Source organism: Nonomuraea sp. NPDC005650 (assembly GCF_040605375.1).
In the GTDB taxonomy this organism is placed as follows: Bacteria; Actinomycetota; Actinomycetes; order Streptosporangiales; family Streptosporangiaceae; genus Nonomuraea.
Genome location: NZ_JBEXCR010000059.1, coordinates 23,833 through 41,741, shown reverse-complemented (window position 1 = coordinate 41,741; position 17,909 = coordinate 23,833). Strand labels below are relative to the sequence as shown.

Genomic DNA, 17,909 nt, shown 5'->3' with positions numbered 1-17,909 from the left:
GTGCGCACTCTCCTCGACCCGAGGTTACCGGTGGTAACACGACACCTTACCGGCCGGTAGCTCCGCGATGGAACACCGGCCCCGAGAGCAGTGCGGCGAGGGCCGCCAGCGCCATGCCGATCGCGAGGCCGTACATGAGCGGGGTGAACCCCCCGAACGCGGCGGCCAGCTGCGGGCCGACGCTGCCGCCGACCGCGAGCGCGAAGGAGAACAGCGACAGCGCCGCCCCCCGCGCCTGTCCGGCGCCGGCGGAGATCGCCTCGTTCAGGCTGGGCAGGCCGCCGGTGATGGCGGCGACGTAGACGGCCAGCAGCAGCACCAGAGCGGCCGTCCCGGTGAGGCCGACGGCCGCGAGGGCGAGGGCTCCGGCCGCCAGGAACCCGGCCGCCCTGATCGGCGCGTGGACCCGGGCCAGCCAGGGCATGAGCAGCGGCATCAGGACGATCGACGGCAGCCCGGCGGCGCGGAGCGTGAGGAGCTCGGAGGACGAGGCCACGCCGTAGATCTGCAGGCCGGTGTAGACGGCCACGAAGCCCGCCATGAGCATGACCGTGGCCAGGTACCGCAGGCCGAGGACGCGGTGGAACAGCAGGCCCGGCACCGCCCGGTAGACCGACAGCGGCGAGCCGCCGCCCGCGCGCGGCAGGTCGGGCAGCGTGACGGCCCTTACGCCCAGGAACGCCAGCACGAACCCGGCCGCCGACAGCAGGAACAGCCCGCGCCAGCCGATCACGTCCACCAGCAGCTGGGCGGCGACCTGGAGCAGCACGGCGGAGGCGAGGAACGCGCCGGTGATCGCCGCGATCGCGCCCACCCGGCGGCGCGGCTCGACGCGTTCCGCCACGTACGCCAGCGCGGCCGGCGGGAACATGGCCACCGCCAGCCCCTGCACCGCCCGCAGCGCCAGCGCCACTTCGGGGTTCGGGCTCAGCGCCACCGCCGCCGAGGTGAGCGCGGCCAGCGGCAGGCCGATCGTCAGCAGCCTGCGGCGCCCGTACCGGTCGGAGAGCGGGCCGAACACCAGGAAGCCGGTCCCGTATCCGATGCCGAACGCGGTCACCAGCCAGGTCAGCCCGCCGGCCGAGGCGCCCCAGCCAGCGGCCATGTCGTGCAGGAGCGGGATCACGATGTACAGCTGGCCGCTGACCAGCACGGCGGTGAGGGTGAACGCCGCCAGCGTGCGCGCGAACGGCGCACGGGTCGGCGAGGCCGCCGCGAGGTCGCGCGGCGCGGGATCAAAGGTGGTCGTCATGTGCCGGGACGCTAGCCAACCAACCAGTTGGATGTCAACCGTTTGGTTGGATTACAACCAACTGGTTGGTGGCTATCATGGGCGGCATGGCACCCAAGGTCTCGACCGCCGCCACGCGCGCCGCCCTGCTGGAGGCCGCGCGGGAGGAGTTCGCCGCGTACGGCGTGGCGGGCGCCCGCGTGGATCGCATCGCCGAGCGCGCCGGCGTCAACAAGGAACGCATCTACGGGCACTTCGGCAGCAAGGAGAAGCTGTTCGACGAGGTCATCACGGAGGCGCTCGACGACCTGACGACGCAGATCGCCCTCCCCGGCGCCGATCCCGGCGACTACGTGGCCCGGCTGGCGGACTACTACCACTCACATCCCGACCTGGTGCGGCTGCTGATGTGGGAGGCGCTGAACTACCGGGACCAGGAGGCGATGCCGCCCGGTCAGGAGGCGCGGGTGGAGCGCTGCCGCCGCAAGACGGCCTCGCTGGCGGAGGGCCTGGGCGTGGAGCCGTCGCCGGCGGTGGCCAGGACGGTGTTCATGCTGACCGGGCTGGCGCTGTTCCCCTCGATGATGCCCCAGCTCGGGCGCATCATCCTGGGTGAGGCGGCCGACGACCACGAGGCCATGCGGGACCAGGTCGCCGCGTTCGTCGCGTCCGGCGTCAAGGGATCACAGTGATCATGGGCGGGCGCTCGCTGATCCCGATGTCGCGGAGCAGGATGTCGTGCCCGTCCGGCCCCCTCCTGAACTGTGCCAGCCGGACGGACGGCTCGTGGCAGCTCTCGATCTTGCCCTGACGCAGCAGGCGCGACCAGGCGGCCAGCATGATCTGGGACGCCATCCCCCCGAGCGCCTCGGTCGACTGCGGGGCGTGCTCGCGCGACCCCAGGTCGACCTGGGCGAACGCGTCCAGCCCGGCCAGGTCGAGCAGGTCGATCAGCAGCCCCAGCTCCACGCCGTAACCGGTCAGGAACGGCACCCGTTCCAGGGCTGAGCGGCGGCCGGCGTACTCCCCGGCCAGGGGCTGGACGAAACCGGCCAGTTGCGGCCAGTGGAGGTTGATGAGCGGGCGGGCCACCAGCTCCGTGACGCGGCCGCCGCCGTTGGCGGTGCCGTGCAAGGGGCGGTCATAGCAGCCCTTCGTGTAGACCACGGTCGGGTCCGCGAACAGCGGCCCGAGCAGGCCGAATACCAGAGAAGCACGAAATTTCCGGATGTCGGCGTCCACGAACACCAGCACATCCCCCGAGGTCACGGCCAGCGACTTCCACAATGCCTCGCCCTTGCCGTCCAGCGGCTTGAGCTGCGGCAGGATCTCGTCCTGGGCGTGCACGCAGGCCCCCGCGCGGCGCGCCACGAGCGCCGTGTCGTCGGAGGAACGCGAGTCGATCACCACGATCTCGTCGACGAGCCCGTCCAGCTCACGCCGGATCACCCCGACGATCTCGCCCACGGTCTCACGCTCGTCTCGGGCGGGGAGCACCACGCTCACCGTGGTCTCCCCCTTGGCGGCCTTCAGGTCCCGGCGCGGCCAGTCCGCGGCTGACGAAGTACGGTGCCGCAACCATCCTCGCACTTCAGGCAGCATGCGACCCCTCCCCCCGTATCCCCACATTTCAGATTATGCGGTGCGGGCGTGACGCTCCAGGAACGTGTACACGTCCGCCTCGTCCACCCCGGGGAAGGACCCCGGCGGCAGCGCGGCCAGGACGTGGGAGTTGGCGCGGGCGGAGGGCCAGGCGTAGCCCTCCCAGCGTTCGGACAGCTCGGCGGGCGGGCGGCGGCAGCAGTCGCCGTTGGGGCAGTTCGACTTGGTGCGGTTGGTGGTCTCACGACCTCGGAACCAGCGCGACTCCTTGTACGGCACCCCCAGCGTGATGGCGAAGTCCCGCTCCCGCGACGGATCCACGTGCGCCACGCAGAAGTAGGTCCCGGTGGGCGAGTCGGAATACTGGTAGTAGACCGAGAACCGGTCGGGCGAGGCGAACACCTGCCGCCCCGACCACTGCAGGCACATCCGCTGCCCCTCGATGGCGCCCTGCTCGTCGGCCGGGAAGACGATGCCGTCGTTCTCGTACGCCTTGTAGATGGTGCCCCCGGCGTCGTTGCGCACGAAGTGGCAGACGAGACCCAGGTGGTGGGTGGCGAGGTTGGTGAAGCGGTGGGCGGCCATCTCGTACGACACCGCGAACACGTCCCGCAGGTCCTCCACCGACAGCGCCCGGTCGGCCTTGGCCTCCTGGAGGTAGAGCGTGGCGGCCTTCTCGGGGACGAGGACGGCGGCGGCGAAGTAGTTCGCCTCGGTGCGCTGGCGCAGGAAGTCGGCGAAGTCGCGGGGCTTGTCGTGGCCGAGCGCGAGGTGGCCGAGCGTCTGGAGCAGGATCGTGCGCGGGGTGTGCATGCCGAGCTGCTCGTGCTTGACGTAGATGCGGCGGTTGCGCAGGTCGGTGATGGAACGTACGGATCGCGGCAGGTCCTGCGCGGTGTGCACGGTGTAGCCGAAGTTCGTGACCAGGCTCTGGATCATGCTCTGCGACAGCGCGCCCGTACGGTAGCCGACCGCCGCGAGCGCCTTGGCGGCGGCCTCCTCGATCTCCCCGAAGTAGTTGCCGACCTCGCGCTGCCTGCGCCGCAGCTCGGCGTTGGCGGCCCTGGCCTCCTCCGGGGTGGCGGTGCCGCGGGCCTGCCGGGCGCGCAGCTCGCCGTACAGGCCGAGGAGGTGTTCGAGCACGTCGTTCGGGACGCGGGCGGAGACCTTCAGGCGGGGCAGCCCGAGCCCGGCGTAGATGGGGTCGCGCTGCGCCTCCTCCAGCGCGATCTCGAGCTGGGCGCGGCGGTTGGGCGGCTGGCGGCGCAGCAGCTCCTCGATGGGCACGCCGAGCGCGGCGGCCAACCCCTTGAGCAGCGACAGCTTGGGCTCGCGCTTGCCGTTCTCCAGCAGCGACAGCTGGCTGGGCGCTCTGCCGACGCGCGAGCCCAGGTCGGAGAGGGTGAGGCCGCGCTGCTTGCGCAGGTGCCGGAGGCGCTGGCCGAACGCGATCAGGTCAAGCTCCTGCGTCAAAGACAGCGGTTCTTCACCCAGCAAAGGCGCCATGACGGCATCTTAGACAGAAATTCGGCCCATTTTCTAGTCTCCTGAACAGACCAGCGCCGGATGGCCGTAGCGCTCGAATTGGTCTAGGCCAACAGGAAAACTATCAATTTCTTCACTGCTGAATACCCGTCAGTAATGCAGATCTAGGAAACTTTCGCGATTCTTCTCCCCGTCCGCCACTATGGACGGCCTCCGCCAGGGCACAAACTCGGCTGTGAGCCCCAGGGGACGACAAGGGAGTGAACAATGATCGATCGCCTCAAGGGAGCTGCTGAGCAGCTGCAGGACGAATGGGACAACGACCCTCGCTGGGAGGGCGTCGAGCGCACCTACGGCGCCGAAGACGTGATCCGCTTGCGTGGCAGCGTCCAGGAGGAGCACACGCTGGCCCGGCTCGGCGCCGGCCGGCTGTGGGACCTGCTGAACACCGAGGACTACGTCAACGCCCTCGGCGCGCTGACCGGCAACCAGGCCGTCCAGCAGGTGAAGGCAGGGCTGAAGGCGATCTACCTGTCCGGCTGGCAGGTCGCCGCGGACGCGAACCTGGGCGCGCAGACGTACCCGGACCAGAGCCTGTATCCGGCCAACTCCGTGCCCGCCGTCGTGCGCCGCATCAACAACGCGCTGCTGCGCGCCGACCAGATCACCTGGTCGGAGGGCGACGCCGACGCCCCGCACTGGCTCGCGCCGATCGTGGCGGACGCCGAGGCCGGGTTCGGCGGGGTGCTCAACGCGTTCGAGCTGATGAAGGGCATGATCGCGGCCGGCGCCGCGGGCGTGCACTGGGAGGACCAGCTCGCCTCCGAGAAGAAGTGCGGCCACCTGGGCGGCAAGGTGCTCATCCCGACCGGCCAGCACATCAAGACCCTGAACGCCGCCCGCCTCGCCGCGGACGTCGCCGGAGTCCCCTCGCTGATCATCGCGCGGACCGACGCACAGGCCGCGACACTCCTGACCAGTGACGTGGACCCGCGCGACCAGGCGTTCACCACCGGCGAGCGCACCCCGGAGGGCTTCTACCGGGTCAGGAACGGGCTGGGGGCGTGCATCGCCCGCGGCCTGGCGTACGCGCCGTACTCGGACCTGCTCTGGATGGAGACCAGCACACCCGACCTGGACGTGGCCCGCGAGTTCGCCGAGGCCATCAAGGCGGCGTACCCGGACAAGATGCTCGCCTACAACTGCTCACCGTCGTTCAACTGGAAGAAGCACCTGGACGACTCCACCATCGCCAAGTTCCAGCGGGAGCTGGGGCACATGGGGTACAAGTTCCAGTTCATCACGCTCGCCGGGTTCCACTCGTTGAACTACTCGATGTTCGACCTGGCCCAGGGTTACGCCAGCGACGGCATGACCGCGTACGTCGAGCTGCAGGAGGCCGAGTTCGCGGCCGAGTCGCGCGGCTACACCGCGACCAGGCACCAGCGCGAGGTCGGCACCGGCTACTTCGACCTGGTCAGCACGGCCGTCGCGCCCGACTCCTCGACGACCGCGCTCAGGGGGTCGACGGAGGAGGAGCAGTTCGCCCACTGATCTCGCCGGACCGCCCTCCGGGCATGCGGCGGTTCCCCGGCGAACGGGCCGCGCCAGTCTCCCCCAGCACTGGCGCGGCCCGGCCGCATGCGTGGTCAGCTCTGCCGGTGGCGGCCGGCGTCGAAGTAGCCGCTGAGCAGGGGGTTGTGGCCCGCGACGGCGTCGTGATCGACCAGCCAGAACGAGTACGCCTCCGCGAACAGCTCCCCGTCTGCCGTCATCGCGTACGGGGTGAGGTTTTTGCCCACCCCGTTGTCCCCGACGTATCGGCTGAACGCGGCCAGGCGAGGAGTGATGTAGCCCTGAGGCGTCCTGTACTTCTGGCGCCACCGGGCCGCGCGGATCTCGCCGTCGCACCAGCGTTCGATCGCCTGCCGATAGACGTCCCAGAGCCCGTCGCTCAGCTTCTTGGCCACCTGACTCTTGAGGGTCACGTACGTGGCTTCAGGCTCGTGGTTTCCGCCGTTGCCGGCCTCGATCCACGTGCCGATCTGCTCATAGGTTTCGGCCAGATAGTTGTAGTCCGCCACCCGCGCGCTCGGGAGACCACTCCCGCGCCGGCCCAGCTCCTCAGCGTCGATCTGGAGTTCGACAGCGTCGTCGACCTGGTTCTGCCGCACGGCCGCGGGGTCTCCGCCGACCACCCAGGTGGCGTTCTCCCAGGACTCGTGCCTGCGGTTGGCACACTCCACGGCGTGCCCGACCTCGTGCAGGATGGCCTGCACACTCGGGGGCCAGGCTTGCGAAGTGGCGCCGCCGTAGAAGCCGAGCCGGTCCTGATCGAACGCCGCGTCCGCCACCTGGAGCGTTCCACGGGCCACCGTCCAGGGCCCGGCCTCCTGGGAGAACTTCGCCTTGTTGTGGCCGCCCACGCCGGCGCGCAGCAGGCCGAGCCGCTCGACCTGGACGCCGCGGAGCGCCGGACGGTCGTCACGGGGGACGAGGGACAGCGCATAGTGAAGCTTGGTCAGGTGGTCCAGCATCCAGTTGCCCGAGATGCCGGCCAGCCCGTACTCTCCGGCGAGCTGATTCTTCAGCTGGGACACGTCCTGGCTCTGCGGCGGAGGACCGGCCGGCAGTCCGCGGCCGACGAGGGTCGCGGTTCCCACGGAGTTTTCGTAGTGGAGGATGACCTGCCCCAGGGGCGGGTTCTCACCCTCGGCGAGCGGGAGGATCTGGTGGTTCGTCTGGTTCTGCAGCGGCTGTGGAGCACAGCTCGCCAGTAACCACAGCAGGATGTCGCGCTCGGCCTGAGCCCCTCCATTGATCCTGACGCTCGCGCTGGTGAGGCCGCTGGCTTTGACCAGCGACTCGGCGCTCGCGGCGGTGACGGCCTGCGGCCTCAGCCCCTGGAAAATCTCGATCACGTACTTGATCGGCATGCTCCGGCCTCTTCTCGCCTCACTCTGCTCGGGCACTCTGCGCTGTCCCCGAGTGCCGGAGAGTGAATCCTGATACGGCAAGGCGGAAGATTCTTCAGGCGACCTTCCGGAAGACCACGGTGGCGCAATAACGGCCCTCCACGTCGAGCTCGGCCTCGGCGCTGATGACGTCCAGCTCCGCGTCGAGACCGAAGAAGCTGAGCGCCTGGGCCACGGCCTTGCTTCTGATCTCGTCCGGCGTCGCTTCGCTCACCGTGACGCGCAGCGTGAGCGGGAACCCTCTCGTACTCATGATGATCTTCTTTCACAGAAGAGTTCCGTCCCCCTCCGAGCGTAGCCCGCGGGGGGACGGCTGGGGCGTGCAACAGTTTGCGCGCCTCATCCCTCTCGGAGGTGAAGGAACGGACGAAGGGCGAGGACTGTTGGAAGGTGATCCCCGTTTCGCGGAGTTCGTCGCCGAACGCGGCGACGCGCTGCTGCGCTACGGATTTGTGCTGGCCGGCAATCCGCACGACGCGGCGGACCTGGTCCAGGAGGCGCTGCTGAAGCTGCGCGGCGCCTGGCCCCGGCTGCGGCTGAAGGAGAACCCGGAGAGCTACGCGCGTACCACCATGGCCAGGCTGCACATCGCCACGTGGCGGAAGCGCAGGCGTGAGCAGCTCGCCTGGGACCTGCCGGACGGCGAGTACCACGACCTGCTGCCCAGCGGCGACGAGCGCCGGATGTGGCAGGCGCTGGCCGGGCTGCCGCGCAAGCAGCGCGCGGTGCTGGTGCTGCGCTACTACGAGCAGCTCGACGACACCGAGATCGCCACCGTGCTCGGGATCTCCCGCGGCACGGTACGCAGCCAGGCCGCCCGCGCGCTGGACAAGCTGCGCGTGGCGCTCCCAAGCGAGCCGATGACCAGGGGGAACGTACGATGACCGAGGTTGAGGAGACCCTGCGCAGGACGCTCGGCCACGCCGCCGAGCAGGCGCCGAGGCTGCCCGCCCTGCTGTCCCAGCGGCTGGAGCGGATCCACCGGCGCAGGAGGGAACGCGCCCGGATCGCGCTGGCCGCCGCCGCGGTCGTGCTGGTCGGGGCCGGGGCCGTGCTGCGCGGCGGCGACACCATCACGGCCGTCCCCGCCACGGGGCGGGACCTGGCCGAGGCGCCGGCCGAGCAGGTGGAGAAGGTCTGGCCTGAGGCGGTGCGGACGATCCCGGCGAAGGCCCCCGACGGGGTGCCGTGGCGGCCCCAGACGTTCATCGACGACGGCACGCTGCTCATGGAGGCCCAGAACGACGACGCACCCGGGCAAAAGAGCGCCGTCTACGCCTACGACCTCGACGCCGGCACGCCACGCAAGATCGCCGACGTCCCGGCCCCCGAGGGCACGGTGGGCTTCGGCAACGGTTACGCCGTGGGCGGCGGCCACGTGGTCTGGTGGACCGGGACGAAGGACTCGGTCGCGCACCTGTGGACGGTGCCGCTGGACGGCGGCACCCCGAAGATCGTCGCCGACCAGCGCCTCACCACAACCGACGACGGCAGCGGAGTCGACAGGATCGCCGTAGCCAACGACAAGATCGTTTTCTCTCTGTCGTCCACCGGCGGGGTCTTCACCGTTCCTCTCGGGGGCGGCACGGTGGAGCCGGTCCAGGGCGGCACCGGGATGCATCTGCTGGCCTGGCCGTGGATCGGCGCGCCGGGGAGAGGAGGCGAGCCCCACGGCACGGACTACGCCCGGATCCAGAACGTGGAGACCGGTGAGACCAGCACAGCCGTCATCCGGCCTGGCGAGGCGGTGCGTTCCTGCGGCGTGACCATCTGCCTGGGCGCGACCGCGGAAGGCGCGGCCTTCTTCCGGAATCGGGACGGCTCATCGCAGAAGAACGTGCCGGGCATCGTGGCCTTGACGGACCCGCCCACGCAGAACCGCTTCTACATCTCTGTGTACGGCGAAGGGAAACCCGTGGGCGTGGGACTTTACGACCTGGACACCGGCAGGTCGGGCGACCTGAGCGTCCCGGGGGAAGGCACTTTCATCAGACCGCCATCCACGGATTGGACCGGCCGGCTCATCAGCTACACGCTCGGGGACGACCTCTATCTGATCGACCTGTCTAAGATCCGGTAGCCGTCGGCGTCTCCGACACCGACACGGACGGGTCCGGCGACTCGCCGGGCCCGTCCTGGGGGATCGTGCTGATCGATTGCGACGGCCGCGGGCAGTCCCTCCTGACCGCGTTGCCGCGCCGGCCCGCCGGGCTCGCGCAGTCGGCCGGGTCCCCGCCGCCCGGCCCGCTGCTGCTGGCCGGGCCGAAGGTGTCCTTCCTGCCGGGCGAGGGGCTGTGCACCGTCAGCGGGGCCTTGGCACGGGTGCGCGTGACGGACGTCGTGGGCGTGCTCGACGGCGTGAGCGGGGCGGCGGCCCTCGTCGGCGGGAGCGGGGCGGCGGGCGTGGACGAGGGGCGGACGGTCGAGTCCGCGCTGCCGTGAGAGCGCACGACCGGCGGGCTGCCGGGCGGCAGCGAGCCGCCTCCGACGCTCGCGCCGTCAACGCCCGCCGCGATCACCGTGAGGGCCGCGATGGACACCGTGGCGAGGGCGGCGAAGCTGGCGTGCGACAGCTGCGCCCCGGCCCTGGCCCTGCGCCCGCGTTTGTGGGAACGCTCCACACCCGCCTCCGGCGTCCCGGACTCGGCCAGGCGTACCCTGCCGCCGCCGGGCGGATAGGGCACGGGCGTCCAGATCTCCTCCAGCACCCCGGCCACCGCCTGCCGCAGGTCCCAGGGCTCGCCGACGCCACCGGCGGCCAGCAGCGCCCGGAGCAGGTCGGCGGACCTGGGGCGGTCGGCGGGGTCCTTGGCCAGCGCGGCCTCCACGGCGGGCCGCAGCATGGCGGGCACGCCGGCGACGCGCGGCGGGTCGAACAGGATCCGCCGGGTCAGCACGTCCGCCTCTCCACGGCCGAACGGGTGATGCCCCGTGGCCGCGAACGCCACCAGGCACCCCCACGCGAACACGTCCGACGCGGGCACCGCCGGGCCACCCGTCAGCCGCTCCGGCGCCACCCATCCGGGGCTCCCCATCACCTGGCCGGCCTGCGTGTGCGCGGCCAGCGTGTCGACGTCACGCGCGATGCCGAAGTCGATGACGCGCGGGCCCAGCGTGGACAGGAGCACGTTGCCGGGTTTGAGGTCCCGGTGCACCAGCCCCGCCTCGTGCACCGCCACCAGGGCGGCGGCCACGCCGAGCGCCACGCCGTACGCGAGGTCGGGCGTGAGCGCCCCCTTGGCCGCGACGACCTGGGAGAGCGCCGGGCCCGGGATGTACTCGGTGACCAGGTACGGGCGATCCTTGTCGGTGCCGTCCTCCACCACCGCCGCCGTGCAGAAGGGCACCAATCTTCGCGAGAAAGCCACTTCCTCGGCGAAGCGCGCGCGTAACGTGGCATCGTTGAGACGCACCGCGTGCGGCGTCTTGAGTGCGACCAGCCCACCCTGAGGGTGTTCGGCCAGATAGACCACTCCCATCCCACCCATGCCGAGGCGGCCGAGGAGCAGATATCGGCCGATGATGACCGGGTCGCCCACCGTAAGCGGTCGCACGCCAGGAGGCATGTCGCCAGCACCACGCGCCATACGGGTTTCGCCTCTCTGATCCAGGACACGGCAAACACACTGTGGCCGGATCCGCGGAGGCTTTCCGCATGTCCGTCATAAGAGGTATTGCAGGTAAGGTCTTCGTTCCTCTGGGGTCAGTAAGAGCTGGGGTTCAGTGGTCTGAAGTGGTGTTATGGCTCTGACGTTTCCCGCGAGAACGATCTAGGAAGCGATCGCGGCGTCTTCCTCGGCCTCGACCTGACGGTTCCAATCGCGCTTCATCTGGCGCCACGCCTCGTCGTCGGCGCCCGTCCGCCAGTAGCCGGAGATGGACAGCCGGTCCAGCCCGATCCCCCGCTCGACGCGCAGGTGACGCCGGAGTTCCTTGACGAAGCCCGCCTCACCGTGCACGAACGCGTGCACGTTCCCCTCGGGGAAGGCCAGCTCCCGCACCGCCTTGACGAGTTTCTCGCCCACGGGACGGCCGCCCCGGTAGAGCCACTCGACCCGCGCGTCGCCGGGCGTGTCCAGCTTCTGCTCGTCCTCCGGCGCGTCCACCTCGACCAGCACGTGCGCCTGCGCGCCGTCCGGCAGGGACTCCAGGGAGGCGGCGATGGCCGGCAGCGCGCTCTCGTCGCCGATCAGCAGGTGCCAGTCGGCCTCGGGGTCGGGCGCGTATCCGCCGCCGGGGCCGAGCATGAGCAGGACGTCGCCGGGGACGGCCTGCGCGGCCCACGGTCCGGCCAGCCCCTCGTCGCCGTGCACCACGAAGTCGAGGGTCAGCTCGCGGCTGTCGGGGTCCCAGGCGCGTACGGTGTAGGTCCGCAGCCGTGGCCAGACCTCGCGCGGCATCGTCTCGCGGCAGGTCTTCACGCTGAACGGAGTGGGGTATTCGACCCCTTCGTAGGGAAAGACCAGCTTGACGTAGTGGTCCGTCAGGCCGGCGGTGGCGAAGTCGGCCAGCCCGTCGCCCCCGACCACGACGCGGACCATGTGCCGCGAGATCCACTCGGTCCGCAGGACGACGCCACGATGATGATCCGTGGGCTTCTCTGCCATGCACAGCCCCCTGACTTCGAGTTAGGTATACCTAACCTTACACACCTCAAGCTGTCAGCGTACGCCGAGAACCGTAAAAAGGGCAGTGCCAAAATTCACGCCGCCGCGATGTCGCCCGCGGACGCGCGCCGGGCGGCCACGGCCCGCAGGAAGTGCGACATGTGCCGGAAGGCCAGTCTCGCCTCGGGCAGCACGTCCGCCAGGATCGGGAAAACGTGGGGCATCCGATTCCATTCTTCGTACCGTACCGGCACCCCGGCCTGCCGCGCCCGCTCGGCCACCCGCCTGGCCTCGTCCCGCAGCACCTCGGTCGAGCCGGTCACGATCATGAGCGGCGGCAGCCCCGTGAAGTCCCCGAGCACCGGGGAGACCAGCGGATCGCTCGGGTCGAGGCCCGAGGTCCACCGGCGGGCCAGCCAGCGCACCCGGCCGGACGGGAGCATGGGGTCCTGCCAGCGGTTCGCGGTCCGCGGGATGTCCGTCAGGTCGGCCCACGGCGACAGGCAGATCGCCGCGCCGGGCATCGGCAGCTTCCCGTCGCGCAGCGCCAGCAACGTCGCCAGCGTGAGGTGGCCCCCGGCGGAGTCCCCCGCCAGGATGACGTCCCCGGGCGCGTGGCCGCGGCGCAGCAGGCAGTCGTACGCGTCCACCGCGTCGGCCAGCGAGTCCGAGAGCTTGTGCACCGGCCCCTGCCGGTAGTCGAGCGCCAGCACGGGCCGCCGGGCCGCCACCGACAGCCTCCAGGTGATGGACCGGTGGGTACGCGGCGAGCACGAGAAGTAGCCGCCGCCGTGGAAGTAGAGCACCACCTTGCCCTCGTCGAGTTTCGGCCCCCCGCGCACCCACTCGCCCTGGCACGCCGAGAACTCCTCGGACTCGATCGTGACGTGTTCGGGCTGGGGAACGCGTACCAGGCGGCCGAGCTCACCGAGCCGGGCCGCGCACACGAGGGCCAGCGGATGGCGCATCAGCACGGTGGACGCCGGCTTCAAGGTGCCCCACATCAGACTCGTCAGGGCGCGGGCTTGCCAGCTCAAGGGATAGTCGGGGACGACGTCCCGGTCGATCTCCATATCGGCCCTCCGATGAATCTCCTTCCCCGGATGAAGATCGTCCTACCGGCTAGTAAGTATCACATCTCTTACCTGGATATTTCGGCTCTGTGACACGCTGTCCTCCATGGCCGGATACTCGGGCACTCCTCTGCCGCGCAAGCTCGGCGTCAAGCCGGGACACCAGGTGCTCGCCATCGATGCCCCCGACGGCCTCGACCTGGGCGAGCCCGCCGCCGAGGTGCATCGGACCCCGGCCGGCGGGCCGTACGACGTCATACTGGTCTTCTGCCCCGACGCGGCGGCACTTCACGAGGCGTTCCCGCCCGCCATGGCTCTGCTGGCGAAGAACGGCGGCCTGTGGGTCTGCTGGCCGAAACGCGCCAGCAAGGTGCCCACCGACCTCTCCGAGAACCCGATCCGCGACTACGGCCTGTCCATGGGGCTGGTGGACAACAAGGTGGCCGCGATCGACGACACCTGGTCGGGCCTCCGCTTCGTCTACCGCCTCACCGACCGTTGAGCGATTAATTGCGTTGCGGGGCCCGTCGCCCCCAACGCATAATTCCATGCTTCCCATCGGCAGACCCGTGCGCGGGTCCGTACACGGTTGGTCACCGTGTCCTCACCCTCCGGAGGTGCAAAACCATACCCCTATATGCCCGGCTCGTCCGGTACGGCTTCCGTAAACACGCCACCTACGTCTGGGCCGCGGTCGCCGGCGCTTTCACCAACAGCGTCTTCGGCATCCTTCGTGCCTACATCCTCATCGCGCTCTGGCAGGCCCGCCCCGGGCTGGCCGGCTACGACGTGACCGACGCCATCACGTTCTGCTTCATCACCCAGGCGTTCATCGGCCCGTTGCAGCTGTTCGGGGGCGGGCTCGGCATCCCCGAGCGCATCCGCAGCGGCGACATCGCGCTCGACCTGGTCCGGCCCGCCTCGCTCCAGCTCTGGACGCTGGCCGAGGACCTGGGCAGGGCCGCGTACCTGTTCCTGGTCCGCGGCATCCCGCCCATGCTGGTCGGCGCGGCGGTGTTCGGCATCACGGTCCCCGCCGGGCCGGGGCAGTGGCTGGCGTTCCTGGCCGGCTTCGCCGTCGCGTTCCTGGTCGGCTTCGGCTGGCGCTACCTGGTGGCGCTGTCGGTCTGCTGGCTCCTCGACGACCGCGGCGTCGCCGTGGTGTCGATGCTCCTGACGACGTTCTTCTCCGGGATGATGGTGCCGCTGCACCTGTTTCCCGGCCGGCTCGGCGACCTGGTCATGGCGCTGCCCTGGGCGGCAATGGTCCAGTTGCCGACCGATCTCTACCTCGGCAAGGCCCCGGTCCTGGAGACGCTCGCGTTCCAGGCGCTCTGGGCCGCGATCCTGCTCGGGCTGGGGGCGCTCGCCACCATGGCGATCCGCCGCAAGGTGGTGATCCAGGGTGGTTAGGACCTACTTCCTGCTGCTGTGGACCTGGACCCGCGCGGCGGCGTCGTACCGGGTGTCGTTCGCCCTGATGACCCTGTTCGGCGCCCTCAGCGCCGCGGTGGACGTCGCCGTGATCCTGATCGTCTTCGCCAACACCACCACGCTCGCGGGATTCTCCCGCGACGAGGTCCTCTTCCTGTACGGCGCCGCCGGCGTGTCGTTCGCCATCTGCGACACGTTCGTCAGCAACATCGACCGGATCAGCCAGCACATCAAGGCGGGCACCCTCGACACGTTCCTGATCAGGCCCGTCAGCCCGTGGATCCAGCTCGCCGCCGACCGCTTCGTGCCCGCCAGGGTGGGCCGGATCCTGCAGGCGTGCGTCGTGCTCGGCTACGGCATCGGCGCGGTCGACCTCGACTGGCGGCGGGCCTGGATGATCCCCGTCATGCTGGTCACCGGGATTGTCATCTTCGCGGCGATCTGGACATTCGGCGGCGCGATCCAGTTCGTGCTGACCGACGCTCCCGAGGTGTCCAACGCCTTCACCTACGGCAGCGCCCAGCTCAACCAGTACCCGCTCAGCATCTACGGCCGCGACCTGGTCAGGGGCGTGACATACGTGTTCCCGCTGGCCTTCGTCAACTGGCAGCCCGGCCTGTACGTGCTGGGCCGGGACGACCCGTTCGGCACGCCGGAGTTCCTGCGGTTCGCCGCGCCGGTCGCCGCGCTGGTCCTCACGCTGCTGGCCGGGCTGGCCTGGCGGCAGGGCATCAGGCATCACCGATCCACGGGGAGTTGAGCATGATCGAACTTGACCGGGCCGGACGCTCGTTCAAGATCAAGAGGAATGTCGTCCACGCCGTGAGCGACCTGTCGTTCACCGTGGAGGCGGGAGAGTTCGTCGGCTACCTCGGGCCCAACGGCGCGGGCAAGTCCACCACGATCAAGATGCTCTGCGGCATCCTCACGCCCACGTCCGGCCGGGTCCGGGTGGCCGGGCTCGACCCGTCACGCCGGCGCACGTCGCTGGCGCGGCGGATCGGGGTGGTGTTCGGGCAGCGGACGACGCTGTGGTGGGACCTGCCGCTCTGCGACAGCTTCGAGCTGATCCGCCACCTGTACAAGGTGGACCGGGCCACGTTCAGGTCCCGGCTCGGCGAGCTGACCGAGACGCTCGACCTGGGCGAGTTCATGCGCACGCCGGTGCGCCAGCTCAGCCTGGGCCAGCGCATGCGGGGCGACCTCGCGGCGGCGCTGCTGCACGCGCCCGAGGTGCTGGTGCTCGACGAGCCGACGATCGGGCTGGACGTGGTCAGCAAGTCCGGCATCCGGGACTTCCTGCAGCGGCTGAACGCCGAGCGGGGCACGACCGTGCTGCTGACCACGCACGACCTCGGCGACATCGAACGCCTGTGCCGCCGGGTCATGGTGATCGACCACGGACGGCTGGCGTTCGACGGCACGCTCGACGACCTGATGGCCACCTCTCCCGGCCAGTCGAGCATCGAGGACGTGGTGACCCGCCTCTACACGGGCAGAGCTCAGTAGTAGCTGCCCTCCGGCGTGGCCTCGTAGTCCTCGTCGACGTCGTCGTACTGGCGCGACCAGCGCGACGGCATCAGCACGGGGATGAACAGCGCCACGCCGAGCAGGGCGAACACGCCTGACGTGAGCAGGGTCTTGGCGCCCCAGCCGGCGTCCCTGATGATCTGGTTGACCGACGGGGCGCTCGGGATCAGGGAGAGCGCCCTGTTCACGTCGAGCGCGTAGACGACCGTCCAGGCCAGCAGCACCATCGACGGCACGAACGTCGCCATCGGCGAGATCCGGCCCGCCACCACCAGCCCGAAAACCAGCCCGACGGCGGCCATCGCGCCCAGCGCGATCCACATCTTCTGGTTGTCCGGAGGGGTCGCCGCGGCGTTGCCGACGGCCTGTTGAACGGCCCAGCCTCCGCCCGCCAGCAGGGCCGCGGTCACCACCAGCCCGACGAGGAAACCACCCAAGTGCCGCAACGTTCTCACCTCAATGTCAACGCGATCGGCACGACCCTAGCCCTAAATGCCCGTTTTGGACCAGCCAATGTGGACCTTCGTACTTCGGGTCTCATGACTCACTGCCCCGTGAGAGCATGGGGCACACCCATGCGTGCGCACCTTCCCCTCAGGCTCGCGCGGACGGCCGCCTTCGCCGCCGTCTGCGTGGCTCTCGCCGCCTTCGCCCACGTGCTGGGCGGCGGCTCGGTGCCCGCGCCGTGGGTCGCCGGACTGGGGCTCGCGGGCGTGTCCGCACTGGGGCTGGCGCTGTGCGGCAGGGAGCGCTCCGCGGCGACGATCAACCTCGTGCTGGTGGGGGCGCAGCTCGCGCTGCACGAGCTGTTCGCGGCCGACGGGGCCGCCTACTTCTCCATGCGCGGGCTGTTCACGCTGGGCGCCGGGGCGCACGGCCACGGCCAGGGCGGCCTGGCGGTCAACACCGGGATGCTGCTCACCCACGTGACGGCCACGCTGATCACGGGCCTGTGGCTGGCGCGCGGCGAGGTCGCGCTCTGGTCGCTGCTGCGCCTGGTCGGCCGCCGGCTCATGCTGCTCCCGGCGGTCGCCGTGCCGCCGTTCTCGCGCCCCCGGGCGCCGATCGTCCGGGCGAGGGTCGTCCCGCTCCAGCCGGAGTTCCGGCTCTGCGTGGCCAGGCGTGGTCCTCCACTTCCCGCCTGACCTGCTGACACCCCTTATTCGTCCCCATTACCAAGTGGAGTTCCCGCATGTCCTTCGCACGCCGTGCGGCGACCGTGCTCGCCGCCGCCACCGCTCTCACCGTCGGGCTCGCCATTCCGGCCCTGGCCCACGTCACCATCCAGCCGGGCACCGCCGAGCAGGGCGGGTTCACCAAGGTCGCGTTCCGCGTCCCGAACGAGCGCGACGACGCCTCGACCGTCAAGGTCGAGGTCGCCTTCCCCACCGACCATCCGCTGGCGTTCGTGTCGGTCAAGCCCCTGCCGGGCTGGGAGGTCAAGGTCACCCAGGGCAAGCTGCCCAAGCCGGTCAAGACCGAGTACGGCGACCTCGAAGAGGCCGTGACCAAGGTCGTGTGGTCCGGCGGCAAGATCAACCCGGGCGAGTTCCAGGAGTTCGAGGTGTCCATGGGGCAGTTGCCCAAGGACACGGACTCACTGGTGTTCCCGACGAAGCAGACGTACTCGAAGGGTGAGGTCGTGGACTGGTCGGACGCGCCCAAGACGGACGGGACCGAGGCGGAGCACCCCGCCCCGACGCTCAAGCTGGTCCCCGCGAGCGGGGCCGGCGAGCACGGCATGGCGTCGGCCTCGGCCTCGGCCGCTCCGGCGGCCGCCACCGCTCCCTCGGTGGCGCCGGTGGCGGCGGCCACGTCGGCCTCCGACGGCACCGCCCGCCTGCTCGGCGGCGCCGGTCTCGTGGTGGGCGTCATCGGCCTCGTGATCGGCGCGCTCGGCCTGCGCCGCCGCCCCGCCGCCTGACCCTCCCGCCTCCCCCGCGCCCCGGCCGTCCGCGGTCGGGGCGCTTCC

19 protein-coding genes are annotated in these 17,909 nt (G+C 70.5%); 10 read left to right on the top strand and 9 right to left on the bottom strand.

All coding sequences use genetic code 11. From position 1 onward, the window contains the following. Positions 1 to 46: 46 nt before the first annotated feature. Complete coding sequence (locus ABZS69_RS58500) at positions 47 to 1,252, bottom strand: MFS transporter (RefSeq protein WP_355390853.1); 1,206 nt, start codon at positions 1,250 to 1,252, stop codon at positions 47 to 49. An 86-nt stretch (positions 1,253 to 1,338) separates the two neighbouring features. On the opposite strand from ABZS69_RS58500, the gene ABZS69_RS58495 reads away from it, so the two are divergent. Beyond that, on the top strand, positions 1,339 to 1,923 hold the full coding sequence (locus tag ABZS69_RS58495) for a TetR family transcriptional regulator (protein ID WP_355390850.1): 585 nt from the start codon (positions 1,339 to 1,341) through the stop codon (positions 1,921 to 1,923). Here the strand turns inward: ABZS69_RS58495 and ABZS69_RS58490 are convergent. Together ABZS69_RS58490 and ABZS69_RS58485 are read right to left on the bottom strand one after the other, a co-directional pair. After that, positions 1,907 to 2,833 carry a glucosyl-3-phosphoglycerate synthase gene (locus ABZS69_RS58490; RefSeq protein WP_355390847.1) on the bottom strand — a complete coding sequence of 309 codons (927 nt, stop codon included), beginning with the start codon at positions 2,831 to 2,833 and terminating at the stop codon, positions 1,907 to 1,909. The two genes, ABZS69_RS58495 and ABZS69_RS58490, sit on opposite strands and share 17 nt — an antisense overlap. A gap of 33 nt (positions 2,834 to 2,866) precedes the next feature. After that, the gene (locus ABZS69_RS58485; protein WP_355390945.1) at positions 2,867 to 4,306 is read right to left on the bottom strand and encodes a helix-turn-helix domain-containing protein; all 1,440 of its coding nucleotides are present in this window, start codon (positions 4,304 to 4,306) and stop codon (positions 2,867 to 2,869) included. A 279-nt stretch (positions 4,307 to 4,585) separates the two neighbouring features. Here ABZS69_RS58485 and aceA point away from each other — a divergent pair, with 279 nt between their 5' ends. Next, positions 4,586 to 5,872 (top strand): isocitrate lyase, encoded by a 1,287-nt coding sequence (gene aceA, locus ABZS69_RS58480; protein WP_355390844.1) that lies wholly within the window; start codon positions 4,586 to 4,588, stop codon positions 5,870 to 5,872. Between the two features lie 95 nt (positions 5,873 to 5,967). Here aceA and ABZS69_RS58475 read toward each other — a convergent pair whose 3' ends face one another. Beyond that, positions 5,968 to 7,254, bottom strand: coding sequence for a hypothetical protein (locus ABZS69_RS58475; protein ID WP_355390841.1), 1,287 nt, complete (start codon positions 7,252 to 7,254; stop codon positions 5,968 to 5,970). Between the two features lie 94 nt (positions 7,255 to 7,348). Then, entirely contained in the window at positions 7,349 to 7,546 is a 198-nt protein-coding gene (locus ABZS69_RS58470; protein ID WP_355390838.1) for a hypothetical protein, read from the bottom strand. 130 nt (positions 7,547 to 7,676) lie between these two features. Between ABZS69_RS58470 and ABZS69_RS58465 the strand changes: the two genes are divergently transcribed. Beyond that, on the top strand, positions 7,677 to 8,177 hold the full coding sequence (locus ABZS69_RS58465) for a SigE family RNA polymerase sigma factor (protein WP_355390835.1): 501 nt from the start codon (positions 7,677 to 7,679) through the stop codon (positions 8,175 to 8,177). Further along, positions 8,174 to 9,373 carry a hypothetical protein gene (locus ABZS69_RS58460; protein WP_355390832.1) on the top strand — a complete coding sequence of 400 codons (1,200 nt, stop codon included), beginning with the start codon at positions 8,174 to 8,176 and terminating at the stop codon, positions 9,371 to 9,373. The genes ABZS69_RS58465 and ABZS69_RS58460 overlap by 4 nt, the downstream gene beginning before the upstream one ends. Here ABZS69_RS58460 and ABZS69_RS58455 read toward each other — a convergent pair. The 3 genes from ABZS69_RS58455 to ABZS69_RS58445 all read right to left on the bottom strand — a co-directional run bounded on the left by ABZS69_RS58455 (position 9,360) and on the right by ABZS69_RS58445 (position 12,973). Further along, entirely contained in the window at positions 9,360 to 10,847 is a 1,488-nt protein-coding gene (locus ABZS69_RS58455; protein WP_355390829.1) for a protein kinase, read from the bottom strand. The two genes, ABZS69_RS58460 and ABZS69_RS58455, sit on opposite strands and share 14 nt — an antisense overlap. A 216-nt stretch (positions 10,848 to 11,063) precedes the next feature. Beyond that, on the bottom strand, positions 11,064 to 11,900 hold the full coding sequence (locus ABZS69_RS58450; protein ID WP_355390826.1) for a siderophore-interacting protein: 837 nt from the start codon (positions 11,898 to 11,900) through the stop codon (positions 11,064 to 11,066). A gap of 95 nt (positions 11,901 to 11,995) precedes the next feature. After that, positions 11,996 to 12,973: an alpha/beta hydrolase gene (locus ABZS69_RS58445; RefSeq protein ID WP_355390824.1), complete on the bottom strand. Its 978-nt coding sequence runs from the start codon at positions 12,971 to 12,973 to the stop codon at positions 11,996 to 11,998. 106 nt (positions 12,974 to 13,079) lie between these two features. Between ABZS69_RS58445 and ABZS69_RS58440 the strand changes: the two genes are divergently transcribed. The 4 genes from ABZS69_RS58440 (at position 13,080) to ABZS69_RS58425 (ending at position 15,916) form a co-directional block, all read left to right on the top strand. Next, complete coding sequence (locus tag ABZS69_RS58440; RefSeq protein WP_355390821.1) at positions 13,080 to 13,475, top strand: hypothetical protein; 396 nt, start codon at positions 13,080 to 13,082, stop codon at positions 13,473 to 13,475. A gap of 125 nt (positions 13,476 to 13,600) precedes the next feature. Then, on the top strand, positions 13,601 to 14,386 hold the full coding sequence (locus tag ABZS69_RS58435; protein WP_355390942.1) for an ABC-2 family transporter protein: 786 nt from the start codon (positions 13,601 to 13,603) through the stop codon (positions 14,384 to 14,386). After that, on the top strand, positions 14,379 to 15,167 hold the full coding sequence (locus ABZS69_RS58430; protein WP_355390819.1) for an ABC-2 family transporter protein: 789 nt from the start codon (positions 14,379 to 14,381) through the stop codon (positions 15,165 to 15,167). The genes ABZS69_RS58435 and ABZS69_RS58430 overlap by 8 nt, the downstream gene beginning before the upstream one ends. 2 nt (positions 15,168 to 15,169) lie before the next feature. Continuing rightward, positions 15,170 to 15,916: an ATP-binding cassette domain-containing protein gene (locus ABZS69_RS58425; RefSeq protein WP_355390816.1), complete on the top strand. Its 747-nt coding sequence runs from the start codon at positions 15,170 to 15,172 to the stop codon at positions 15,914 to 15,916. Here the strand turns inward: ABZS69_RS58425 and ABZS69_RS58420 are convergent. Then, positions 15,910 to 16,392 carry a hypothetical protein gene (locus tag ABZS69_RS58420; protein ID WP_355390813.1) on the bottom strand — a complete coding sequence of 161 codons (483 nt, stop codon included), beginning with the start codon at positions 16,390 to 16,392 and terminating at the stop codon, positions 15,910 to 15,912. The two genes, ABZS69_RS58425 and ABZS69_RS58420, sit on opposite strands and share 7 nt — an antisense overlap. A 120-nt stretch (positions 16,393 to 16,512) precedes the next feature. Here ABZS69_RS58420 and ABZS69_RS58415 point away from each other — a divergent pair, with 120 nt between their 5' ends. Then, positions 16,513 to 17,082 carry an MFS transporter gene (locus ABZS69_RS58415; protein ID WP_355390810.1) on the top strand — a complete coding sequence of 190 codons (570 nt, stop codon included), beginning with the start codon at positions 16,513 to 16,515 and terminating at the stop codon, positions 17,080 to 17,082. 47 nt (positions 17,083 to 17,129) lie between these two features. Then, positions 17,130 to 17,861 carry a YcnI family protein gene (locus ABZS69_RS58410; RefSeq protein ID WP_355390808.1) on the top strand — a complete coding sequence of 244 codons (732 nt, stop codon included), beginning with the start codon at positions 17,130 to 17,132 and terminating at the stop codon, positions 17,859 to 17,861. Positions 17,862 to 17,909 lie beyond the last annotated feature (48 nt).